Source organism: Rhodococcus tibetensis, assembly GCF_024438035.1.
Lineage (GTDB): Bacteria > Actinomycetota > Actinomycetes > Mycobacteriales > Mycobacteriaceae > Rhodococcus_F > Rhodococcus_F tibetensis.
Window position 1 is genome coordinate 158,967 of sequence record NZ_JANFQF010000003.1, and the last position, 21,326, is coordinate 180,292.

Sequence of the window (21,326 nt, forward strand, 5' to 3'; positions counted from 1 at the left end):
TGGTGGCTTCCACCGTAGAACGTCGCCGCGACGGGATCAACGCACGTCAGGCGAGCTGGATCAGTTCCAGGTACTCCTGTGACCAGTGATCTTCGGTGCCGTCCGGCAGAAGAATGACCCGTTCGGGATTGAGCGCCTCGGCCGCACCCGGATCGTGTGTCACCAGCACGACAGCACCCGTATAGCTGCGCAACGCGTCCAGAACCTGCTCGCGCGACACCGGATCAAGGTTGTTGGTCGGCTCGTCGAGGAGCAGCACGTTGGCCGACGACGACACCAGACCTGCCAACGCGAGACGGGTCTTCTCACCACCGGACAACGTGCCGGCGGGCTGCTCGAGCTGCGGACCGGTGAACATGAACGCGCCCAGCAGGGAACGCAGCTCCTGCTCCCCTGTGTCGGGCGCCGCGTGGCGGATGTTCTCCCACACCGAGGCGCTGTCGTCGAGCGTGTCGTGCTCCTGCGCGAAATACCCGATCTTCAACCCGTGCCCGGGGACGAGTCCACCGGCGTCCGGTGTCTCGACGCCACCCAAAATTCGCAGCAACGTGGTCTTACCGGCACCGTTGAGGCCCAGGACCACTACCCGGGAACCCCGGTCGATCGCGAGATCCACTCCCGTGAAGATTTCGAGCGAACCGTAAACCTTGGTCAGATTCTCCGCCATCAACGGCGTCTTCCCGCAGGCGGCAGGTTCAGGGAACCGAATGCGAGCCACCTTGTCGGACACCCGCTCGGCGTCGAGCTCGGACATCATCTTGTCGGCGCGCTTCGCCATGTTCTGTGCGGCAACGGCCTTCGTGGCCTTGGCGCCGAGCTTCGCGGCCTGAGCGCGGAGGGCACCGGCCTTCTTCTCGGCATTCGCGCGCTCGCGGCGGCGACGCTGCTCGTCCGTAGCGCGTGCGTCCAGGTACTTCTTCCAGGTCATGTTGTAGACGTCGGCCTCGCCACGCACGGCGTCGAGGAACCACACGCGGTTGACGACGTCGTTGAGCAGGTCGACATCGTGGCTGATCACAATCAGTCCACCCTCGTGGCTCTGCAGGAACCCGCGCAGCCACGTGATGGAATCGGCGTCGAGGTGGTTGGTCGGCTCGTCGAGCAGAAGCGTCGTGTCCGACCGCCCGCCGCTGCCGTCCGAGGCCGCGAACAGGATGCGCGCCAACTCGACACGGCGACGCTGACCGCCCGACAGGGTGTGCAGCTGCTGGCCGAGAATGCGGTCTGCGAGCCCGAGACTGTTGCAGATACGCGCCGCTTCACTCTCCGCTTCGTATCCGCCGAGCGCCGAGAACCGCTCCTCGAGATTGCCGTACTTGCGCACGGCCTTGTCCCGTTCGGCGTCGTCGACCACCTCTGCCATCAGAATCTGCTGCTTCTCCATGTCACGCAGCAACGCGTCCAGGCCACGCGCCGACAGCACGCGGTCCTTCGCAAGAACGTCGAGATCGCCTTCCTTGGGATCCTGGGGCAGGTAGCCGAGGTCGCCGGTCCGGACGACGGAACCGGCATACGGTTCCCCCTCACCGGCGAGGATGCGAAGCGTCGTAGTCTTACCGGCACCGTTACGGCCGACCAGACCGATCCGGTCGCCGGGCTGCACCCGCAAGGCCGGGCCGGGCGCAGACAACAACGTCCGCACTCCGGCTCGAACTTCCAGGTCGGTAGCGGTGATCAACAAAACTCCTAGTAAACGCTTGCATTTCGATGAGAAAAACGCACGCAGAACGCACGAACCCGCAATTTTACCTCGAGCTCGAGCCAAGCCAGAGCACGCGTACCAGTGATTCCGCTAACGTTCGCCCATGGCAACGGACGCAGGGGTGGCCCCCGCACAGGATCTGCAGGGACTCACCGCACTCGTGACGGGGGCGAGCAGGGGAATCGGCAAGGCGATTGCGTCGGAGCTGCTCTCCCGCGGCGCCGACGTCGTGATCACCGCCCGCAAGCCGGGACCGCTCGAGGACGCAGTCCGTGAACTGCAGGCCCTGGGCCACACCGGCAAGGTCGCGGCCTCCCCGGGCAACGCCGGCGACGCCGCAGCGCGGTCCGCGGCTGTGGCGCTCGCAGTCGAACGATTCGGCTCACTCGATATCCTCGTCAACAACACCGGTATCAATCCCGTGTTCGGCTCACTCATGGACGCCGATCTCGACGCCGTCCGCAAGATCTTCGACATCAACGTGGTGGCCGCCCTCGGTTACGTACAAGAAGCACACCGCGCCTGGATGGGCCGGCACGGCGGCGCAGTCGTCAATCTCGCCAGTGTCGCGGGTATTCGTTCCACCGGCGTGATCGCCGCGTACGGTGCGTCCAAGGCTGCGCTCATCCGACTTACCGAAGAACTCGCGTGGCAGCTCGGCCCCGGCATTCGCGTCAACGCCGTCGCGCCGGGGATCGTCAAGACACAATTCGCCGCCGCGCTCGTCGCCGCGGGCGAAGATCAGGCTGCCGCCGGCTATCCGATGAAGCGGCTCGGAACTCCCGAAGATGTTGCAGCCCTCGTCGGGTTCCTCGTCTCCCCCGCCGCGACCTGGATCACCGGCGAAACCGTCCGCGTCGACGGCGGCCTTTTGGCTACAGGCGCGATGTAGACCACGCGCCCGGCCGAGACAACGTCTTCGGCAACTGCGTCGAGGTATCACCGTTGGCCGCGTTGACCTGGAACTGGGTCAAGAAGATGCTGGTCGTGAGGTCGGCGCCGCGCAGATCGGCGCCGCGGAAATCTGCCCCGATGAGGTCGGCCTCCCGCAAGTCCGTCTCCCGTAGGTCAGCACCGATCAAGTAGGCACCGCGCAAATTGGCCCCCCGAAGGTCGGCCCGCCGCAACTTGGCGCCGATAAGGTCCGCGCCGCGTCGATTCTTCTTCTTTCCGGCGAACCCGGAACGTACCAACGCACTCGTCCGCAGGAGGAGTACGTTGACGTCCGCGCGAATAGCCGGCACATCCAATTCGAGAATCGACTCAGGGCTTCCCTGGGTGAGCCGTTGGACGTCGCCGCGAGCGGTGCGCACTGCGTCATGCACTTCCCGAGCCGATGTCAGCGTCAGGCACTCCGTCAGGTACCACAGTATTTCGTGCAACTGACGCATGATCGGAAACACCGAGAACATCTGGGACGTCGAGTCGGGCGCCTTCCGCCAATCTCGGCCGCCGAACGTCTCCTGCGACACGTGCTGCCCCGCGCCGAAGCAGTCGTACACCGTGCACCCGGGGTAACCCTTCTGCCGGAGGCTGCTGTGAATCGCACACCGGAAGTCGGACGACAAGTTGCGGCATGGTGTGCCCGCGTCTTTATCGACGGCAAAGTCCGAAGACGCAGCGAACGGCAGGGCGACGCAGCAGAGGCCGAAGCACTCCACGCAGTTCGCGAACAGATCGACCCGGCCTACCGGCCCCCGGACCCGTCAGCGCGCTCCTGCGGTCCAGACATTTGGCTCCCTCGGGATCGGTCGAGCAGTCTTTCAACTTACTCGGCGCCCCCCGAAAAACTGAGACCTGGTCCCGAACTCGGGTCGGGTTCGTCTGCTGCTGCGGAAGGTGGGAACTCGAGTCGCGCCGTTCGCTGGAACTTGCGCAGGTGTGAATTCGGACGTGGCGAAACGGAGGTTTTTCGCGATATCCGCGTGTTCCGTCACGAGCCGAGTCACAGCATCATTCGTCAACTCAGCGGGCCTTCGCAAAACCCCCCTTCTCTTTCCCGTCGTTCCATGCGGCGAATGTCCTCACCGCCCCCACGCATGCGGCAGTGCCGCTGCTCGCCCACCTCGCAAGCGCTTCGCGGCGCGCCACCCCTACCCCGACGTCTGCGTGTTTTCGGGCGCATTTCGTGGAGTCGCGAGTTTGTGGCGAAGCGGTGACCACTCCTACCCCGGGGGCGTCTCGCTCCAGGGGCTATTCGGGTATTTAATGTGTTCCGTATCCTTCGGAGTCAGTGCGCAAAGGTTCCGGTCACTTTTCGTGAAAGGCTGGTGATCGTGACAGCTGCATTTCGTCCGCCGATGTGGGATGTCGCGATCGTCGGCCTCGGGCCTGCCGGCCGCGCACTCGCCTATCGCGCCACAACCCACGGACTCACGGTGGTAACAATCGATCCCCACCCTGCGCGCAACTGGACCGCGACCTACGGCGCCTGGGAAGACGAACTCCCCCACTGGCTGCCGCAAGCAGCAATTGCGACCCGTACGCCGCAGCCGACGGCATGGACCACTCGCCGTCACGCGATAGAGCGCACCTACTGCGTGTTGGATACACCGCTACTGCAGTCAATGCTGTCGGAAGGAACAGCGGCGGTAATTGCAGGTAGAGCTGTTGACCTCTCCCCCACTGCCGTTCTCTTGAGTGACGGCACATCGGTGGGGGCGCACGTCGTGGTGGACGCCCGTGGGACCGGGGACAGCCCGGACTTGGCGCAGCAGACTGCATATGGCGTTGCAGTCGACGCAGACACTGCCGCAGGCGCTCTGGGCGGCGAGGACGCCTTGTTCATGGATTGGCGCACCGACAACGGCACCTCGACTTCGGATCAGCCGTCCTTTCTCTACGCCGTCCCGCTGTCTGCCGATCGTTTCCTCCTGGAGGAGACCTGTCTGGTCGGCCGTCCGGCACTAGCTGTGTCGGAGCTCGCCACGAGACTTCACCGGCGTCTGCGGCACCGCGGAGTGTCCGTTCCGTCGCACTCCGACGTGGAACGCGTACGGTTCGCGGTCGAACCGCCACACGACGCCGGCCGGGAGGGAAACGGTCAGGTGCGATTCGGTGCCCGCGCCGGATTGATGCACCCGAGCACCGGCTACAGCGTTGCCGCGTCGCTCAGCTGTGCGGATGCCCTTGTGCGCGACCTCGCGGAGGGGACTTCGGGACGGCTCTGGCCGTGGAGGGCACGCACGGTGGCGTCGCTGCGGTCGATCGGATTACGCGTACTTCTTCGCCTCGACGCGGAATCGGTACCGGAGTTTTTCGAGCATTTCTTCGATCTTCCCCCGCACCTGCAGGTTGCGTTTCTGTCCGACCGGGCAAATCCGACCGCGACGTTATCGGCGATGCGCCGCATGTTCTTCGCGTCGTCCGGCGATATTCGCGGTGCGATGCTGCGCTCGGCGCTTCGCCGGGAACTTCGATGAAGTGTCGCGAGAATACTGAAAGGGGACCATCATGGAACGCATGCGGTCGATATGGAAGGGCTCGATAGCGTTCGGTCTCGTCAACGTGCCGGTCAAGGTGTACTCGGCAACCGAGGATCACGACATCAAGTTTCACCAGGTCCATGCCAAGGACGGCGGGCGGATCAAGTACAACCGCGTGTGCACCGAATGCGGAAACGTGGTTCAGTACGCCGATATCGACAAGGCCTACGATTCCGACGACGGTGTTCGAGTAGTCCTGACGGATGACGACTTCGGAAAGCTTCCCGCCGCTGAGAAACACGAAATTCCGGTTCTGCAGTTCGTGCCGACCGAGCAGATAGATCCCATCCTGTTCGAGAAAAGCTATTTCCTCGAACCGGACTCCAGCTCACCGAAGGCATATGTCCTTCTGGCGACAGCGCTCTCCGAAAGCGACCGTACGGCGCTCGTGCACTTCACCCTGCGCCAACGCACCCGTCTGGCCGCGATGCGGTCTCGGGACGGCGTGCTGGTGATCCAGACACTGCTGTGGCCGGACGAAGTGCGTGAAGCGTCCTTTCCGTCTCTCGACAACGTCGACAAGCCGAAGACCAAAGAACTGGCCATGGCGGAAACGTTGGTCGACAGCATGGCCGAAGACTTCGATCCCACCGAATTCACCGACGACTACCAGGTTCAACTACGCGAACTCCTCGACGAGATGATCAGCTCAGGCGGTAAGAAAGTCATTCCCGTCGCCGAGACCGAGAAGACCGGCGAAGACGCTGAGGTGGTCGATCTGGTGGCAGCGCTGCAACGCAGCGTCGACGCCGCCGGCAAGAAGGCGGCACCCGCAAAGAAGAAACCTGCAAAGAAGGCGCCCGCAAAGACCGCAGCGAAGAAGACCGCGTCGAAATCCACCGGTTCGGAACGCAAGCGCGCCTGAACCCGCAGACACACGCGGGGCCCGGCGAGATCATCCTCGCCGGGCCCCGCGTGGTAGCTACTGCTTCAGACAGTGAAGCCGAGAGCACGCAATTGCTCGCGCCCGTCCTCCGTGATCTTGTCCGGACCCCACGGCGGCAACCACACCCAGTTGATCTTCAAGTCGCTGCACAATCCGCTGCGCACCAGGGCGCCACGCGCCTGATCCTCGATGACGTCCGTCAGCGGGCATGCGGCGGACGTAAGGGTCATGTCGAGAATGATCACGTCCTCGTCCTCGGTGATGCCGTAGACCAGCCCGAGATCGACGACATTGATGCCTAGCTCAGGATCGACCACGTCGCGCATCGCTTCTTCGAGTTCCTCGAGCCGGTCGGGGGCAGGAACCACCCCTGAAGCCGGGGCCTTCTCGCCCTGCTCGCCCGTCGTCTGCTCGGTTGCGGCAGCGACATCCGTTTCCGGCGTCTGCGTCTCGCTCATGATGCCTGTCCTCCGATTCGAGCTGGTTCGCCGTCTTCTGTCGCGGCCGAATCCTTGTCGTCCACTATCTGAACAACGGCGTCCTTGAATGCCATCCATCCCAGCAGCGCGCATTTGACGCGGGCCGGGTACTTCGAGACGCCGACGAAGGCGATGCCGTCACCGAGAACGTCCTCGTCTCCCTCGACGGTACCGCGACTGCCGACCATCTCACTGAACGCCGCGACCGTCTGCAACGCGCGGTCCACGGGCATACCAACGACCTGATCGGTGAGGACGGAGGTGGATGCCTGACTGATGGAACAACCCTGACCGTCGTACGACACGTCGGCGACCGTGCCGTCTTCTGCCAGGTGCACCCGCAACGTCACTTCGTCACCGCAGGTGGGATTCACGTGGTGCACCTCTGCACCGAACGGCTCCCGCAGGCCGCGACCGTGGGGATGCTTGTAGTGGTCCAGGATCACTTCCTGGTACATCTGTTCCATTCTCACGCGCGCGCCTCCCCGAAGAAATCCTGCGCTCGACGGATCGCAGCAGCAAGCACCGCGACCTCGTCGAGTGTGTTGTACAGGGCGAACGACGCCCTCGCCGTGGCTGCGACCCCGAATTTTCGGTGTAATGGCCAGGCGCAGTGGTGCCCGACGCGGATCGCGACACCTTCGTCGTCGAGGATCTGTCCCAGATCGTGAGCGTGGATTCCGTCGACAACGAAGGAAACGGCGCCACCCCGATCCGCTGACGAGGCCGGGCCGATGATCCGCACTCCGTCGATGGCTCCGAGGGCCTCGAGCGTGGCTTCGACCAGCGTGTGCTCATGTGCCGCGACAGCGTCCATCCCGATGTCCTCGAGATAGCGCACCGCTGCGCCGAGGCCCACCACCTGTGATGTCATGGGGACTCCAGCCTCGAACCGCTGAGGCGGTGGCGCGTAGGTGGTGCGCTCCATCGTGACGGTCTCGATCATCGAGCCACCAGTGATGAACGGTGGCATCGCGTTGAGCAGCTCTCGCCTCCCGTAAAGGACACCGACGCCCGACGGCCCGAGCATTTTGTGACCGGAGAACGCCGCGTAGTCGACACCCAACTCGTGAAAGTCGACAGCCATGTGCGGGACCGACTGGCACGCGTCCAGCACGACGAGAGCGCCGACCGTGCGGGCACGCCGGACCAATTCATCCACGGGCGCGACCGCTCCCGTGACGTTCGACTGATGTGTGAACGCGACGATCTTGACGGCCTCGGTCAGCTCGAGGGAGTCCAGGTCGATGCGGCCGTCGTCGGTGACGCCGTACCAGCGCAGTGTGGCTCCCGTGCGCCGTGCGAGTTCCTGCCAGGGCACGAGGTTCGCGTGGTGCTCGAGCTCGGTGATCACGATCTCGTCGCCGGGTCCGATGTGCCGATCGAAGCGATCGTCGCCGAGGACGTGAGTAACGAGATTCAGCGCTTCCGTCGCGTTCTTGGTGAACACCAGCTCGTCGCTGTCCACACCGACGAACGCCGCGATGGCCGCACGAGCGTTCTCGTAGGCATCGGTGGCCTCTTCGGCGAGCTGGTGAGCGCCGCGGTGCACAGCCGCATTACATGTCGTCAGAAACTCCCTCTCGGCGTCGAGCACCTGGATCGGGCGCTGCGATGTCGCGCCCGAATCGAGGTACACCAGCGGTTTTCCGTCGCGCACCGTACGAGCCAGGATCGGGAAGTCCTCCCGGATCCGGGTGACGTCGAACACGCGCACCGAGGTGGTCATCTGCGTTTATGCTCCTTGCGTTGCGGCAGCCTGGGTGAATCGCTCGTAGCCGCCTGCCTCGAGCTCATCGGCCAGCTCCGGCCCGCCCGACTCGACGACACGTCCGCCGACGAACACGTGCACGTACTCGGGCTTGATGTACCGCAGGATGCGGGTGTAGTGCGTGATCAGCAGGATTCCGCCGTGATCGCGGTCCTTGTAGCGGTTGACTCCCTCGGAGACGACACGCAGTGCGTCGACGTCGAGGCCGGAGTCCGTCTCGTCGAGTATCGCAATCTTCGGCTTCAGGAGACCGAGCTGCAGGATCTCGTGGCGCTTCTTCTCGCCGCCGGAGAACCCTTCGTTGACGCTGCGCTCGCCGAATGAGGGGTCGATGTCGAGCTCGGTGAGAGCTTCCTTGACTTCCTTCACCCAGTGGCGAAGCTTCGGCGCCTCGCCGCGCACGGCGGTGGCCGCGGTGCGGAGGAAGTTGGACATCGATACACCCGGTACCTCGACCGGGTACTGCATCGCGAGGAAAAGACCGGCGCGGGCACGCTCGTCGACCGTCATCTCGAGGACGTTCTCACCGTTGAGGGTGATCGACCCGGAGGTCACCTGGTACTTGGGATGGCCTGCGATGGCGTAGGACAGCGTCGACTTGCCGGAGCCGTTGGGCCCCATGATCGCGTGGGTCTCGCCGGAGCGCACCGTCAGGTTGACGCCCTTGAGGATGTTGATGGGATCCGCGTTCTCATCGGTGTTCGCGACGTCGACGTGGAGATCCTTGATTTCCAGGACGGAGATTTCGGGGGTGGAAGCGTCAGGGGTAGACATGGGAATCCTTCGAAGAAATGGGCAGTAGTGGTCGAGCCGCGTCAGACGCCGACTGCGGCGAGTTCGGCCTCGACCGCGGCTTCGAGACGTTCGCGGATTTCGGCGACAGCGATCTTGTTGATGATCTCGTGGAAGAACCCCCGCACGACGAGTCGCCTCGCCTGATCCTCGGGGATGCCACGGGCGCGGAGGTAGAACAGCTGCTCGTCATCGAACCGACCGGTGGCACTCGCGTGCCCGGCGCCGACGATTTCGCCGGTCTCGATTTCGAGGTTCGGGACCGAATCGGCCCGCGCTCCGTCGGTGAGGACGAGGTTGCGGTTCAGCTCGAACGTGTCCGTACCCTCAGCCGCCGCCCGGATCAGCACGTCGCCGATCCACACGGTGTGCGCGTCGGGCTTGCCCGAGTTCGGATCGCCCTGGAGCGCGCCCTTGTACACCACATTGGACTTGCAGTGCGGCTGCGAATGATCTACCAGCAGGCGCTGCTCGAAGTGCTGACCCGCGTCGGCGAAATACAGGCCGAGCAGTTCGGCGTCACCCCCGGGACCGTCGTACTTGACCGTCGCGGAAAGCCGGACCAGGTCACCACCGAGGCTGACCGCGTTGTGCCGCAGCACCGCGTCGCGTCCGAGTCGCGCGTGGTGCGCTGCAACGTGGACTGCATCGTCGGCCCAGTCCTGCACCGCGACGACGGTGAGGCGGGCGCTGTCCCCGAGGACGAACTCCACGTTCTCGGCGAACGTTCCGCTCCCCCGCTGGTCGAGCACGACGGTGGCCTTGGCGAATGCCTCGAGCCGGACCTGGAGGTGTCCGAAGGCGACCTTTCCTTCGCCCGGACCCGTAACCGTGATGTTGATCGTCTCGGGAACCTCGACCTCACGGCCCACGGTTACAACGGTGGCCGACTCGAACCCCGAGTAGGCCTGAGCGGCGACGCGGTCAGCGGGCACCCCGGCCTCGCCGAGCCGGGAATCGTCTCGTGCGACGGTCTCGACCTGCACGGAGTCCGGACCGGCGACATCGACGGTGACTGCACCGTTTGCGACTGCCGTTCCGTCGTGCAATCCGCGGAGGCGACGCAGCGGAGTGAATCGCCAGACCTCGTCGCGACCTCCCGGAACCTCGAAGGCATTGACGTCGAACGAGGTGAAGACCTCACCCTTGTTGACGATCGGCGAGCCGGTCGCGGTTCGCTCTATCCGCGGGTTCTCCCCCGCGACAGCGCCTGTGACGCCGAGCTTCTCAACACCGGTTTCTGGCGTGGTCACTAACCCACCGCCCCTTCCATCTGCAGTTCGATCAGGCGGTTCAGTTCCAGGGCGTACTCCATCGGGAGTTCCTTGGCGATCGGCTCGACGAAGCCGCGCACCACGGTCGCCATGGCCTCGTCCTCGGTCAGCCCACGGCTCATGAGGTAGAACAACTGGTCGTCGCTCACCTTGGAGACAGTCGCCTCGTGGCCCATGGTCACGTCGTCCTCGCGGATGTCGACGTAGGGGTAGGTATCGCTGCGGCTGATCTGATCGACCAGAAGAGCGTCACACTTGACGGTCGACTTCGACCCGTACGCTCCCTTGTTGACCTGGACGAGCCCGCGGTAGGACGCGCGTCCACCGCCACGCGCCACCGACTTGCTGATGATGGTGGAAGACGTGTGGGGCGCGAGATGGAGCATCTTCGCTCCGGTGTCCTGGTGCTGTCCCTCGCCGGCAAACGCCACCGAGAGAACCTCGCCGCGAGCGTGCTCGCCCATCATCCACACGGCCGGGTACTTCATCGTGACCTTGGAGCCGATGTTGCCGTCGACCCATTCCATGGACCCGCCGGCCTCCACCTTGGTGCGCTTGGTCACCAGGTTGTAGACGTTGTTCGACCAGTTCTGGATGGTCGTGTAGCGGCAGTGGCCGCCCTTCTTCACGATGATCTCGACCACCGCGGAGTGCAGGGAATCCGACTTGTAGATCGGCGCCGTGCAACCCTCGACGTAGTGCACCGACGCGCCCTCGTCGACGATGATCAGGGTCCGCTCGAACTGCCCCATGTTCTCCGTGTTGATACGGAAGTACGCCTGCAGCGGGATGTCGACGTGCACGCCCGGCGGGACGTAGATGAAGGACCCACCCGACCAGACGGCCGTGTTCAGCGCGGAGAACTTGTTGTCGCCGGCAGGAATGACCGTGCCGAAGTACTCACGGAACAGCTCGGGGTGCTGCTTCAGTCCGGTGTCGGTGTCGAGGAAGATGACACCCTGCGACTCGAGATCCTCACGGATCGAGTGGTACACCACCTCGGACTCGTACTGAGCCGCCACACCGGCAACGAGGCGCTGCTTCTCCGCCTCGGGGATGCCCAGCTTGTCGTACGTGTTCTTGATGTCCTCAGGAAGATCTTCCCAGCTCTCGGCCTGCTTCTCGCTCGAGCGCACGAAGTACTTGATGTTGTCGAAGTGGATGCCCTCGAGGTTGGAACCCCAGTTCGGCATCGGCTTCTTGTCGAAGGTCTTCAGCGCGCGAAGGCGGATGTCGAGCATCCAGTCGGGCTCGCTCTTCTTCGCAGAGATGTCGCGCACGACGTCCTCGGACAGACCGCGCTTGGCGCTGGCACCTGCCGCATCCGAATCGGACCAGCCGTACCCGTAATGCCCGAGCGAGGCAATGGTCTCTTCCTGCGTGAGCGGCTCGGCGTTTGCCGACGCAGCGGATGTCACCTGGTCTGATGTGACGGTCATGCGAGCTCCTTCCGGAGTCTTGTTACGTGGCCGGCGAGGGCTGGTCGCCGGGAATCGGTGGTAAAGGGGCGTATCGGCAGCGGCATTACTTCGGGGCCGCCGGTGGGACGAGGGGAACGTGCGTCGTGCAGGCGCAATCGCCGTTGGCGATGGTGGCGAGCCGCTGAACGTGCGTGCCCAATAGCTGCGCGAACGCTTCCTGCTCGGCGTCGCACAATTCAGGGAACTCCTCGGCCACATGCGAGACCGGGCAGTGATGCTGGCAGATCTGCACGCCGTTTCCGACCGGGCGAGTAGACGCCGCGAATCCCGCGCTCGTGAACGCATCGGCGATGGCATCCGCCGTCTGTTCGAGACCCTCGGAAGACTGATCGGCTGCAGGCGCGACCTCGCCGACGATCGCCTGGACACGGCGCCGAGCAAAGTCGGTGATCGCAGCGTCGCCCCCGACCTCGCGCAACTGGCGCATCGCGGCACCGGCCAGGTCGTCGTAAGCGTGCCCGAGCCGCCCGCGGCCCTTGGCGGTGATCTGGAAGTATTTGGCAGGACGTCCACGACCGCGGTGACGTGCCGCACCTGCGGATGCTTCCCGGGCCTCGCCCGACTCGAGCAGCGCGTCGAGGTGACGGCGAACACCCGCGGCACTGAGGCCGAGCCGGGTTCCGATCTCCGATGCGGTGATGGGCCCGTCCTCGAGGAGGAGCTTCACCACGGCCGCCCTGGTGTGACCTTCGTGGCCGGCGGCAACGGGAGATGCGGATACGGCCGGCAACGCGGAGGAACGCGCGTGATCAGCGCGTTCCTTGCTCGCTCGTGGCGTCGCATCCGTTTTCACAACACCAGTGTGACGGAATTCCGATCGCAGGTCTACTAAGGGTGCCCTGCCTTACACCTGTGATTATGTACCGATTCCTGATGGGCATACTGGCCGAACCAACTGTGTTGGATCCACCGTTACGCTGCCTGTGTGCCGCAGACCCCCGAGAACCCGGACTCGTCCCGCGTGCAGCCGATTCTTGCGGCTCGCGTCGCTCTCCGGCACTCCGCCGAATTCGGTCGCCGAGCCTTGGGAATCGACGACCGATCGCCGCGGCCGTCCGTCGCAGCCGTCCTGCACGGCGACGAGGCGGAAACCGCCGGACTCAACGCGCAAGAGAACGCGCAGCTGCGCGGAATTCGCAGATTCGGCGCCACCGGGGCCGTACTGATGGCAGTGGGTGCGCTCGGTGCCGGCGCCCAACCCGTGTTGCAGAACCCGGTGCAGGGACTTCGGTTCATCGGTCTTCCGGCGAGGATTCCCAGTGTCGCGCTGACACTCACCATGACGGGCACCGTGATGATCGTCCTGGCGTGGTTGCTGCTGGGGCGGTTCGCGATCGGCAACCTGCACTCGGGCCCGGTGCGGCGGCTGAACCGCTCCCAACTCGACCGCACCCTCCTCCTGTGGGTGATCCCGCTATCCGTGGCTCCCCCCATGTTCAGCAAGGACGTCTACTCCTACCTCGCGCAGAGCGAGATCGCGTCCCGCGGGCTCGATCCCTACGCCATCGGACCGGCCGGGGCTCTCGGCGTCGACCACGTCCTCACCCGGACCGTCCCCACGATCTGGCGCGACACCCCCGCACCATACGGTCCGCTGTTCCTCTGGATGGGACGGGGAATCAGTGCACTGACCGACGACAACATCGTCGCCGGCATCTTCCTGCACCGGCTGCTCGCCCTGGCGGGCGTAGCGATGATCGTGTGGGCGCTACCCCGGCTGGCGCGGCGCTGCGGCGTCGCAGAGGTCAGCGCGTTGTGGCTGGGAGCGGCCAACCCGCTCCTGCTGTTTCACCTCGTCGCGGGCATCCACAACGAGGCGCTGATGCTCGGCTTGATGCTGGCAGGTATCGAGCTCGCGCTGCGGTCCATCGAACGGGCTGGGCCGATCCGCGGCCAGTCACTGTTACTCCTACTGTCGGGAGCAGCGCTCATCGCGCTCTCGTCGACGATCAAGATCCCATCACTTCTGGCCCTGGGTTTCGTCGGTATGGCGCTGGCGCGGCGCTGGGGAGCGAACGTGAGAGCGGTCCTCACCGCAGCTGCCCTGCTCGGCGGCGTCGCGATCGTCGTAACCCTCGCCATCAGCACGTCCAGCGGACTCGGGATCGGGTGGGTCCACACGCTGGGCACGGCGAACGCCGTCCGCAGCTGGATGTCGATTCCCACGCTCCTCGGCCTCGGCACCGGACTCGCCGGGGTCCTCCTCGGCCTCGGCGACCACACGACTGCGGTGTTGAGTCTGACCCGGCCGATCGCGTCGGTGGTAGCTGCGTTCATCACGCTCCGCATGCTGGTGGCGGTCCTCATGGGACGCATTCACCCGGTCGGTGCGCTCGGTGTGTCGCTCGGCGCGGTGGTCCTGCTTTTTCCGGTGGTTCAGCCCTGGTATCTCCTGTGGGCAGTCCTCCCGCTCGCGGCGTGGGCGACGGCCCCCGCCTTCCGAGTGCCTGCCATCGCATTCTCCTCGGTGGTCAGCGTCATCCTGATGCCCAACGGCGGCGAGTACCAACCGTTCGTCATCGTGCAGGCCGCCATCGCGACGATCTTCACGGCGGGAACCCTGATCGTGATCACCCGCAATCGGCTTCCCTGGCGCGTCGGGACGGAACCCGCACCCACCGCAGCCGCAGCCGCAGCCGCAGCCGACACACCCTCGCAGCCCGCCGGAGACCCGGACGCCGAAAGCCGGGGCACCGGCCGGGTCACACCAGGCCAAGGCTTACGCTGATTCCCCGTGACCTCGCGAACGCCCGGATCGGCGCAACCCGCTGTACGCCTGGAAGGCGTGGTGAAGACCTTCGACGGCGTGCGAGCAGTGGACAACCTCGATCTGATCGTCGAACAGGCACAGGTCGTGGCGTTGCTCGGTCCGAATGGGGCAGGCAAGACCACCACCGTCGAGATGTGTGAGGGCTTCGTCCGGCCCGACAGTGGAATTGTCCGAGTACTCGGTCTCGACCCGATCGCCGACGCGGGGAAAGTCCGCGCCCGCATCGGGGTGATGCTCCAGGGCGGGGGCGCCTACCCCGGGTCGCGGGCCGGGGAGATGCTCGACCTCGTCGCCGCATACTCCGCCGATCCGCTCGACCCCGACTGGCTCTTGCGCAGCCTGGGGCTCGAGGAATCACGTCGTACCCCGTACCGCAGGTTGTCGGGCGGCCAGCAGCAACGACTGTCCCTGGCGTGCGCTCTGGTCGGTCGCCCCGAACTGGTATTCCTCGACGAACCGACCGCCGGACTCGACGCGCAGGCCAGGCTGATGGTGTGGGAACTGATCGACGCTCTGCGCCGGGACGGAGTCGGTGTGCTGCTGACGACGCACGTCATGAACGAAGCCGAGGAGCTCGCGGATCAACTCGTGATCATCGATCACGGGTCGGTCGTGGCGTCCGGCACTCCGAATGAGGTCACCAGTCGCGGCGCCGAGGGTCAACTCCGGCTCACCGCGCCTCCTGGTCTCGACACCGCCCGGCTCGTACTTCCGGACACGTTCCGCGTCTTCGAATCCACTCCCGGGACCTACCTCATCGAGGGTCCGATCGATCCCGTTGTAGTGGCCGCGGTCGCCTCCTGGTGTGCTGATCTCGATGCACTGATTTCCGACATCCGCGTCGACCAGCGCAGTCTCGAGGACGTGTTCCTCGAACTCACCGGCCGGGAACTGAGGGGATGACCATGAGTTCGAGCGACCGCCTGACGGATAACCGGTTCGCGCCGGGCACCTTCTCCCCAGATCCCCGTCCCAGCGCCGCCGCAGTCATGCTCCGGGCGCAGACCTTTCTCGAACTGAAGCTGCTGCTGCGCAACGGCGAACAGCTCCTGCTGACGATGTTCATCCCGATCACCTTGCTGGTCGGGCTGTGCCTGCTGCCCATCGGCGACCTCGGAGCGACCCGGGTCGACAAGGTGGTCCCTGCGGTGATGATGGTGGCCGTCATGTCCACCGCCTTCACAGGCCAGGCCATCGCTGTCGGCTTCGATCGACGCTACGGCGCCCTCAAACGGCTGGGCGCCACTCCCCTGCCGACCTGGGGAATCATCGCAGGAAAGAGCGCCGCCGTCGTCCTCGTCGTGGCCCTCCAGTCGGTCTTGCTGGGTGTGATCGGCGTGGCGCTCGGATGGCGGCCGAACCTGTGGGGTCTGGCTCTCGGTGCAGTGGTCATCGCGCTCGGCACGGTGACCTTCGCCGCCATGGGTCTGCTCCTGGGCGGAACGCTGCGGGCCGAAATAGTTCTCGCGTTGGCCAACATTCTGTGGTTCGTCATGGTCGGCGTGGGAAGCGTCGTCTTCGTCACCGGCGAGCTCTCCGCCTTCCTGCACACAGGCGCTCGGCTCATTCCGTCCGGGGCACTCGCACTCGCGTTGGACGCCGCGCTCGAGGGGTCGATCGACGTGCTCAGCGTCGTCGTTCTCCTGGTATGGGGCGTCGCGGCCGGAGCTCTCGCAGCGAGGACGTTCCGATTCACGTGATGATCCCGCTCCGTACCTCCGGTCGCCGACGTTCCGCGGTCACCGTTTTCGCAGTGCTGTGTGCGCTGCTGACCTGGTGTGCTGTTCCCGTCTCTGCCGCACCTCAGTGGGGGCCGCCCGCACCACCGAATCCGTATCTGGGCCCCCCAGGCACCTCGACCATGCATGGTGATGCGGGTTCCACCGACGTCACCCCGCTTCCCGGCCCCGGCACGGGGCCGCACTCCCTCTCCGCGTATCCGCTGGTGTCGGCGTGCCCGACACTGCTCCAAGGTTCGGACCGGCTCGTCGTCGCACTGTGCACCGCCGTGGCCGGGCAGGTTCCCACCGCCCACCTCATCGACCCGGCGGCGCCCGCTGCACCGTTCGGTCGCTCGCTTGCGCGTGTCGAACTCGCGAAGGGCAGCCTCCTCGGCGGTGTGTACGCGTTCCTCGACAACGACAATCGACTGGTCGTGGTCGACGGTAACCGGCAACTGTTGAGGCTGGGCCACTCGAAGGATTCCGCGGGTACTTGGCGGCTGACCGTCGACTCGACTGTCGACCTGTCCGGCAGCGTCCCTCCAGGCGACAATGTGACCGGCTTGACACCCGATTGGAACGGCAACGTCTGGTTCGCCACCGCAGGCGGAGTCATCGGCGCGGTCGACCGCACAGGCGTCGCCCACGCGCGCCCACTTCCCGCCGGCGAACAGGTACACAACAGCATTTCCAGTTCCCCGGCAGGAACCGCCGTCGCTACCACACACGCCCTCTACCAGTTGTCGCTCAGGGGCAACGACATTCACCTCGACTGGCGGCGCGACTACGACCGCGGAGGCGCCCGCAATCCGGGCCAGCTCAGCTGGGGTACCGGTTCCACGCCCACCTACTTCGGGCCGTCGACCGGTAGCGATTTCGTCGCGATCGTGGACAACGCCCAGCCCCGCGCGAACCTGCGCGTGTTCCACACCGAGTCCGGGGAAGAAGTCTGCACCGTGCCTGTGCTGACCGATCCCGGCGGGAGCGAGAACTCTCCGGTCGGCGTCGGCAACTCGGTGTACGTTGCCGGAACCTATGGCTACCCGTATCCGGCCGTTCCCGAGGGCGCGGGTCCGGCGGGCCCCGCAAGCGCACCCTTCGACGGCGGCATGACCCGGGTCGACATCGATCCCATCGGATGTCACGAGGTGTGGAGCAACGACGTCCGCAGCGCGGCGGTCCCCCGCCTGTCGACCGGCGACGGGCACCTGTACACGGTGATCCGGGAAGGCCCCGCGGTCGCCACACCGTTCGACGGCTTCGCCTTCGCCGTGATCGATCCCGCCGACGGGTCGATCGAGCACACCAGCCCCCTGCCGGGAACGGCCGTCAACGACACCCTGCAGATGTCCGGTCTCGTCACCGACACCGGCGACTTCTGGCAAGGCACCGTCACGGGCATCCTCCGGATTCGCGCGGAGTAGTCCCCAACGACAGCGTGTAGTTGACCGCCCTCTACCATCGACAGCGTGCTATATCGCGGGTTTTTGAGCCTGGTCGACCGTCTCCCACTTCCGTCGCTCGCCGTGCAGCGTGTCCTCGCCTTCGCGGTGATTCTCACGCAAGGGGGGATCGCCGTCACCGGCGCAGTCGTCCGGGTGACTGCCTCCGGACTGGGTTGCCCCACCTGGCCGCAGTGCTTCCCCGGAAGCTTCGTCCCGGTCGGGCACGGTGAAGTCGCGGTCCTCCATCAAGCCGTGGAGTTCGGCAATCGGATGCTCACGTTCGTCGTCGTAGTCGCGGCCGCACTGATCGTCCTCGCGGTCACCCGCGCACGCCGCCGCAAGGAAGTGCTGGTCTACGCCTGGCTGATGCCACTCGGCACGGTCGTGCAAGCCGTCATCGGCGGAGTGACGGTACTGACCGGACTGTTGTGGTGGACGGTCGCGGTGCATCTGCTCGCCTCCATGGCGATGGTCTGGGTGGCCACCGTGATGTACGCCAAAATTTGCGAACCCGACGACGGCCACGTCATCGCCGTGATCCCCGCGCCGCTGAGGTGGCTCACGGCGCTGTCCGGTGTCGCGCTCGCCGGCGTGCTGATCGCCGGAACCCTCGTCACCGGAGCCGGCCCTCACGCCGGAGACAAGAGCCTCGAGCGTGTCGTTCCCCGTCTCGAAGTCGAGATCGTGACGCTCGTTCACCTGCACTCGCAGTTGCTGGTGGGCTACCTGGCGTTGCTGGTCGGCTTGTGCTTCGGCCTGTATGCCGTGGGAGCAGACCGCGCGGTGAAGGTGCGACTGCAGATCCTGCTCGCCTTGGTGGTGGCGCAGGCACTGATCGGACTCGTGCAGTTCTTCACGGACGTTCCCGCTGCCCTCGTCGCGTTCCACGTGGCCGGGGCCGGATTGTGCACCGCGGCCACTGCCGCCGTATGGGCTGCGGGACGCACCCGGGAGCACGTTCCGCAGCCCGCTACCGCAAGGGTCTAGCGTTCGTTCCGCGCCTTCGGGAATCGGGTCTGCCGCGCGACCCAGCCGGCCATCTTCTGGAAGTGCCCCGTCCGGGGGGTCACGATGCTGGTGAGCGACCGGTCCCACTCGCCGATGGTCACGTTGTCGACGGCTGCCACCACTGCGTTGGCAGTGGCCAGGTCGTTCACCAACTGATCGCCGAGGATACCGTCGGCGCCGACGAGGGTGATCCGGACGCTGGCGAGACCGACAGGCTGGATTACGGCGCTGGCGGAGCCCCCGTGCTCGCTGACGAACTTCTTGATCGCATCGACCGTGCGTGACGGGAGCGAAGGCGCCGCGCCGGCTGACGCCTCTTCCGCGTGGGTATCGGTACTCATGCCCTGAGAATACTGGGCGGTAGCCGCCGCGTGCCCGTCAGGCCCCGAGCGGGTCGCACGTGTAGAACAGAAAGCATGCGCGCAATACAGGTTTCACGTCTCGGTGGTCCCGAGGTCCTTGAATCGATCGACGTGCCAGAACCACTGATCGGGCCGACCGATCTCCTGGTTCGGACCGACGCGATCGGTATCAATTACATCGACACGTACTTCCGCTCCGGGCTCTACCCGCGCCCACTCCCTTACATTCCCGGAGATGAGGGCTCAGGAATCGTGGAGTCGGTCGGCACCGAGGTGACCAATTTCGAGCCCGGGGACAGAGTGGCGTGGTGCACGGCCCCCGGAAGTTACGCGGAGAAGGTGCGGGTGCCCGCTGCGGCGGCAATCGCCGTCCCCGACACCGTGCCCGCGTCGCAGGCTGCGTCCGCATTGTTGCAGGGTATGACGGCGCACTATCTGGCGTATTCCACCTACCCCATCCAGAATGGGGACACCGTGTTGATCCATGCGGGAGCGGGCGGTGTCGGTCTACTGCTGACTCAGCTCGCGACCCGCCTCGGGGCGCGCGTCATCACCACGGTGTCGTCGGATACGAAGGAAGAACTTTCCCGGCGCGCAGGCGCGGAGGTAGTTCTGCGATACGACGAGGACATCGCCGCCCGGGTGCGGGAACTGACCGACGGTGGGGGCGTCGCGGCCGCCTACGACGGGGTCGGCGCCTCGACGTTCGAGGCGAGCCTGGCTTCCGTCCGCATCCGGGGCACTGTCGCGCTTTTCGGTGCGGCGAGCGGTCCGGTACCGCCACTCGACCCGCAACGGCTCAACCCGGCGGGCTCGCTGTTTCTGACCCGCCCGACGCTGGCACATCACATCCGCGACCATGCGGAGCTGACGTGGCGGGCAGGTGACGTCTTCTCGGCTTTGGCGGACGGCTCGTTGACTGTGCGGGTCGGTGCCGAATACCCGCTCGAGCGAGCGGGAGATGCGCATCGCGACCTGGAGGGACGGGCGACGACGGGATCGATTGTGCTGCTGCCCTGATCGGACCAGGTCAGGGCAGCAGGCTGCTGACTGTCTGCAGTCCGAGGACAGAATCGATAGCCAGCCCGACGAAAACGACGGCCAGGTAGTTGTTGGACTGCAGGAAGAGCCGGAGCGGCTTCACCGCCGCTCCCCCGCGGACACTGCGATACAGCTGGTGCGCCATGAGCAGGAACCAGGCGCCGGCGGCGAGGGTGACAGCGGCATACACGACGCCCGCTGCGGGGACCAGCGCGAGGGACGTGATCACCATCGCCCAGCTGTACAGCAGGATCTGCTTGGTAACGTGCTCCTCGGTCGCGATCACGGGGAGCATGGGGACGCCGGCCGCCTTGTAATCCTCCTTGTAGCGCATGGCGAGCGCCCAGGTGTGCGGCGGCGTCCAGAAGAAGATGACGAGGAACAGAACAAGAGGTTCCCAGTCGAGCGAGCCGGTGACAGCCGACCAGCCGACCATCACAGGCATGCATCCCGCCGCACCGCCCCAGACAACGTTCTGCCAGGTCCGGCGCTTGAGCACCATCGTGTAGATCAGCACGTAGAACGCGATCGTGAGAACGACCAGGCATCCGGCGAGGAGATTGGCGCGCCACCACAACCACAGGAACGACGCGACACCGAGGGTCATGCCGAACACGAACGCGTGCGAGGTGGGCACCGCTTCGCGCGCCAGCGGGCGGCGCGCGGTGCGTTTCATGACCTTGTCGATATCGGCGTCGACGACGCAGTTCAGCGAGTTCGCGCTCGCCGCACCCATCCAGCCGCCGAACAGTGTGCTCAGGATCAGCAGGATGTCGACGTTCCCTCGATCGGCGAGGAGCATCGCGGGAATGGTCGCGACGAGGAGGAGCTCGATGACCCGCGGCTTGGTCAGCGCGATGTAGGCCAGGACCTTGCCCGTCAGGCGGCCGAACACCGTGTGGGTGTTCGTCACGCGGGGGGCGGCGCTGGGGCTGCCGAAGCCGTGTCCGCTCGGCTGATGCCCTGTCCGCACGTTCTCTCCTCGCACCACGCGTAATTCCACATCTGATAGCCGGTGTCCGCCCACACGCCGTCCATGGACGGCCGGGGTCTACTACAGACGATGGTAGACCGCCCTATTGCACGAACCGAATCGACCCGGATCGGAC

General features: G+C 65.6%; 20 protein-coding genes. 9 read left to right on the forward strand and 11 right to left on the reverse strand.

The window, feature by feature from the left end; translation table 11 throughout:
- Positions 1-46: 46 nt before the first annotated feature.
- Positions 47-1,678 (reverse strand): ABC-F family ATP-binding cassette domain-containing protein, encoded by a 1,632-nt coding sequence (locus tag NOF53_RS04920; protein WP_255966034.1) that lies wholly within the window; start codon positions 1,676-1,678, stop codon positions 47-49.
- A gap of 127 nt (positions 1,679-1,805) precedes the next feature.
- Between NOF53_RS04920 and NOF53_RS04925 the strand changes: the two genes are divergently transcribed.
- Entirely contained in the window at positions 1,806-2,594 is a 789-nt protein-coding gene (locus NOF53_RS04925; protein ID WP_255966035.1) for an SDR family oxidoreductase, read from the forward strand.
- Here the strand turns inward: NOF53_RS04925 and NOF53_RS04930 are convergent.
- Positions 2,578-3,270 carry a pentapeptide repeat-containing protein gene (locus tag NOF53_RS04930; protein ID WP_308213780.1) on the reverse strand — a complete coding sequence of 231 codons (693 nt, stop codon included), beginning with the start codon at positions 3,268-3,270 and terminating at the stop codon, positions 2,578-2,580. The two genes, NOF53_RS04925 and NOF53_RS04930, sit on opposite strands and share 17 nt — an antisense overlap.
- A gap of 708 nt (positions 3,271-3,978) precedes the next feature.
- Here NOF53_RS04930 and NOF53_RS04935 point away from each other — a divergent pair.
- Complete coding sequence (locus NOF53_RS04935; protein ID WP_255966037.1) at positions 3,979-5,124, forward strand: lycopene cyclase family protein; 1,146 nt, start codon at positions 3,979-3,981, stop codon at positions 5,122-5,124.
- Between the two features lie 40 nt (positions 5,125-5,164).
- A complete protein-coding gene (ku, locus tag NOF53_RS04940) occupies positions 5,165-6,052 on the forward strand; it encodes a non-homologous end joining protein Ku (protein WP_445263530.1) in 888 nt (295 codons plus the stop codon).
- A 65-nt stretch (positions 6,053-6,117) separates the two neighbouring features.
- Here ku and NOF53_RS04945 read toward each other — a convergent pair whose 3' ends face one another.
- From NOF53_RS04945 to NOF53_RS04975, 7 genes are all read right to left on the reverse strand, one after another.
- The gene (locus NOF53_RS04945) at positions 6,118-6,531 is read right to left on the reverse strand and encodes a metal-sulfur cluster assembly factor (protein ID WP_255966041.1); all 414 of its coding nucleotides are present in this window, start codon (positions 6,529-6,531) and stop codon (positions 6,118-6,120) included.
- Entirely contained in the window at positions 6,528-7,025 is a 498-nt protein-coding gene (gene sufU, locus NOF53_RS04950) for a Fe-S cluster assembly sulfur transfer protein SufU (protein WP_255966043.1), read from the reverse strand. Before sufU ends, NOF53_RS04945 begins: the two co-directional genes overlap by 4 nt.
- Positions 7,022-8,281, reverse strand: coding sequence for a cysteine desulfurase (locus NOF53_RS04955; protein ID WP_255966044.1), 1,260 nt, complete (start codon positions 8,279-8,281; stop codon positions 7,022-7,024). Before NOF53_RS04955 ends, sufU begins: the two co-directional genes overlap by 4 nt.
- Before the next feature lie 6 nt (positions 8,282-8,287).
- Positions 8,288-9,097: a Fe-S cluster assembly ATPase SufC gene (gene sufC, locus NOF53_RS04960; protein ID WP_255966046.1), complete on the reverse strand. Its 810-nt coding sequence runs from the start codon at positions 9,095-9,097 to the stop codon at positions 8,288-8,290.
- A gap of 41 nt (positions 9,098-9,138) precedes the next feature.
- Positions 9,139-10,368, reverse strand: a complete 1,230-nt coding sequence (sufD, locus tag NOF53_RS04965) for a Fe-S cluster assembly protein SufD (RefSeq protein ID WP_255966048.1) — start codon at positions 10,366-10,368, stop codon at positions 9,139-9,141.
- Positions 10,368-11,828: a Fe-S cluster assembly protein SufB gene (gene sufB, locus NOF53_RS04970; RefSeq protein ID WP_109330206.1), complete on the reverse strand. Its 1,461-nt coding sequence runs from the start codon at positions 11,826-11,828 to the stop codon at positions 10,368-10,370. The genes sufD and sufB overlap by 1 nt, the downstream gene beginning before the upstream one ends.
- A gap of 85 nt (positions 11,829-11,913) precedes the next feature.
- Positions 11,914-12,663 carry a helix-turn-helix transcriptional regulator gene (locus NOF53_RS04975; protein WP_308213781.1) on the reverse strand — a complete coding sequence of 250 codons (750 nt, stop codon included), beginning with the start codon at positions 12,661-12,663 and terminating at the stop codon, positions 11,914-11,916.
- Positions 12,664-12,795: 132 nt separating this feature from the next.
- Between NOF53_RS04975 and mptB the strand changes: the two genes are divergently transcribed.
- From mptB to NOF53_RS05000, 5 genes are read left to right on the forward strand one after another with little or no spacing between them, the layout of a single operon-like run.
- On the forward strand, positions 12,796-14,598 hold the full coding sequence (gene mptB, locus NOF53_RS04980) for a polyprenol phosphomannose-dependent alpha 1,6 mannosyltransferase MptB (protein ID WP_255966050.1): 1,803 nt from the start codon (positions 12,796-12,798) through the stop codon (positions 14,596-14,598).
- A gap of 6 nt (positions 14,599-14,604) precedes the next feature.
- Entirely contained in the window at positions 14,605-15,543 is a 939-nt protein-coding gene (locus NOF53_RS04985) for an ABC transporter ATP-binding protein (protein WP_255966052.1), read from the forward strand.
- The gene (locus NOF53_RS04990; protein ID WP_255966054.1) at positions 15,540-16,340 is read left to right on the forward strand and encodes an ABC transporter permease; all 801 of its coding nucleotides are present in this window, start codon (positions 15,540-15,542) and stop codon (positions 16,338-16,340) included. The genes NOF53_RS04985 and NOF53_RS04990 overlap by 4 nt, the downstream gene beginning before the upstream one ends.
- A complete protein-coding gene (locus NOF53_RS04995; protein ID WP_255966262.1) occupies positions 16,340-17,785 on the forward strand; it encodes a hypothetical protein in 1,446 nt (481 codons plus the stop codon). Before NOF53_RS04990 ends, NOF53_RS04995 begins: the two co-directional genes overlap by 1 nt.
- 45 nt (positions 17,786-17,830) lie before the next feature.
- Positions 17,831-18,793, forward strand: a complete 963-nt coding sequence (locus NOF53_RS05000) for a COX15/CtaA family protein (protein WP_255966056.1) — start codon at positions 17,831-17,833, stop codon at positions 18,791-18,793.
- Here the strand turns inward: NOF53_RS05000 and NOF53_RS05005 are convergent.
- Positions 18,790-19,155 carry a hypothetical protein gene (locus NOF53_RS05005; RefSeq protein ID WP_255966058.1) on the reverse strand — a complete coding sequence of 122 codons (366 nt, stop codon included), beginning with the start codon at positions 19,153-19,155 and terminating at the stop codon, positions 18,790-18,792. The two genes, NOF53_RS05000 and NOF53_RS05005, sit on opposite strands and share 4 nt — an antisense overlap.
- Positions 19,156-19,230: 75 nt before the next feature.
- Between NOF53_RS05005 and NOF53_RS05010 the strand changes: the two genes are divergently transcribed.
- Complete coding sequence (locus NOF53_RS05010; RefSeq protein WP_255966060.1) at positions 19,231-20,196, forward strand: quinone oxidoreductase family protein; 966 nt, start codon at positions 19,231-19,233, stop codon at positions 20,194-20,196.
- A gap of 10 nt (positions 20,197-20,206) precedes the next feature.
- On the opposite strand, the gene NOF53_RS05015 is transcribed toward NOF53_RS05010, so the two are convergent.
- Positions 20,207-21,190 carry a heme o synthase gene (locus tag NOF53_RS05015; RefSeq protein WP_255966062.1) on the reverse strand — a complete coding sequence of 328 codons (984 nt, stop codon included), beginning with the start codon at positions 21,188-21,190 and terminating at the stop codon, positions 20,207-20,209.
- Between the last annotated feature and the right edge of the window lie 136 nt (positions 21,191-21,326).

Excerpts from the sequence above, each read along its gene's own strand:
- NOF53_RS04925 (WP_255966035.1), top strand. The coding sequence starts at position 1,806 with ATGGCAACGGACGCAGGGGTGGCCCCCGCACAGGATCTGCAGGGACTC.
- ku (WP_445263530.1), top strand. The coding sequence starts at position 5,165 with ATGCGGTCGATATGGAAGGGCTCGATAGCGTTCGGTCTCGTCAACGTG.
- NOF53_RS04945 (WP_255966041.1), bottom strand. The coding sequence starts at position 6,531 with ATGAGCGAGACGCAGACGCCGGAAACGGATGTCGCTGCCGCAACCGAG.
- NOF53_RS04955 (WP_255966044.1), bottom strand. The coding sequence starts at position 8,281 with ATGACCACCTCGGTGCGCGTGTTCGACGTCACCCGGATCCGGGAGGAC.
- sufC (WP_255966046.1), bottom strand. The coding sequence starts at position 9,097 with ATGTCTACCCCTGACGCTTCCACCCCCGAAATCTCCGTCCTGGAAATC.
- sufB (WP_109330206.1), bottom strand. The coding sequence starts at position 11,828 with ATGACCGTCACATCAGACCAGGTGACATCCGCTGCGTCGGCAAACGCC.
- NOF53_RS04990 (WP_255966054.1), top strand. The coding sequence starts at position 15,540 with ATGACCATGAGTTCGAGCGACCGCCTGACGGATAACCGGTTCGCGCCG.
- NOF53_RS04995 (WP_255966262.1), top strand. The coding sequence starts at position 16,340 with ATGATCCCGCTCCGTACCTCCGGTCGCCGACGTTCCGCGGTCACCGTT.
- NOF53_RS05005 (WP_255966058.1), bottom strand. The coding sequence starts at position 19,155 with ATGAGTACCGATACCCACGCGGAAGAGGCGTCAGCCGGCGCGGCGCCT.
- NOF53_RS05010 (WP_255966060.1), top strand. The coding sequence starts at position 19,231 with ATGCGCGCAATACAGGTTTCACGTCTCGGTGGTCCCGAGGTCCTTGAA.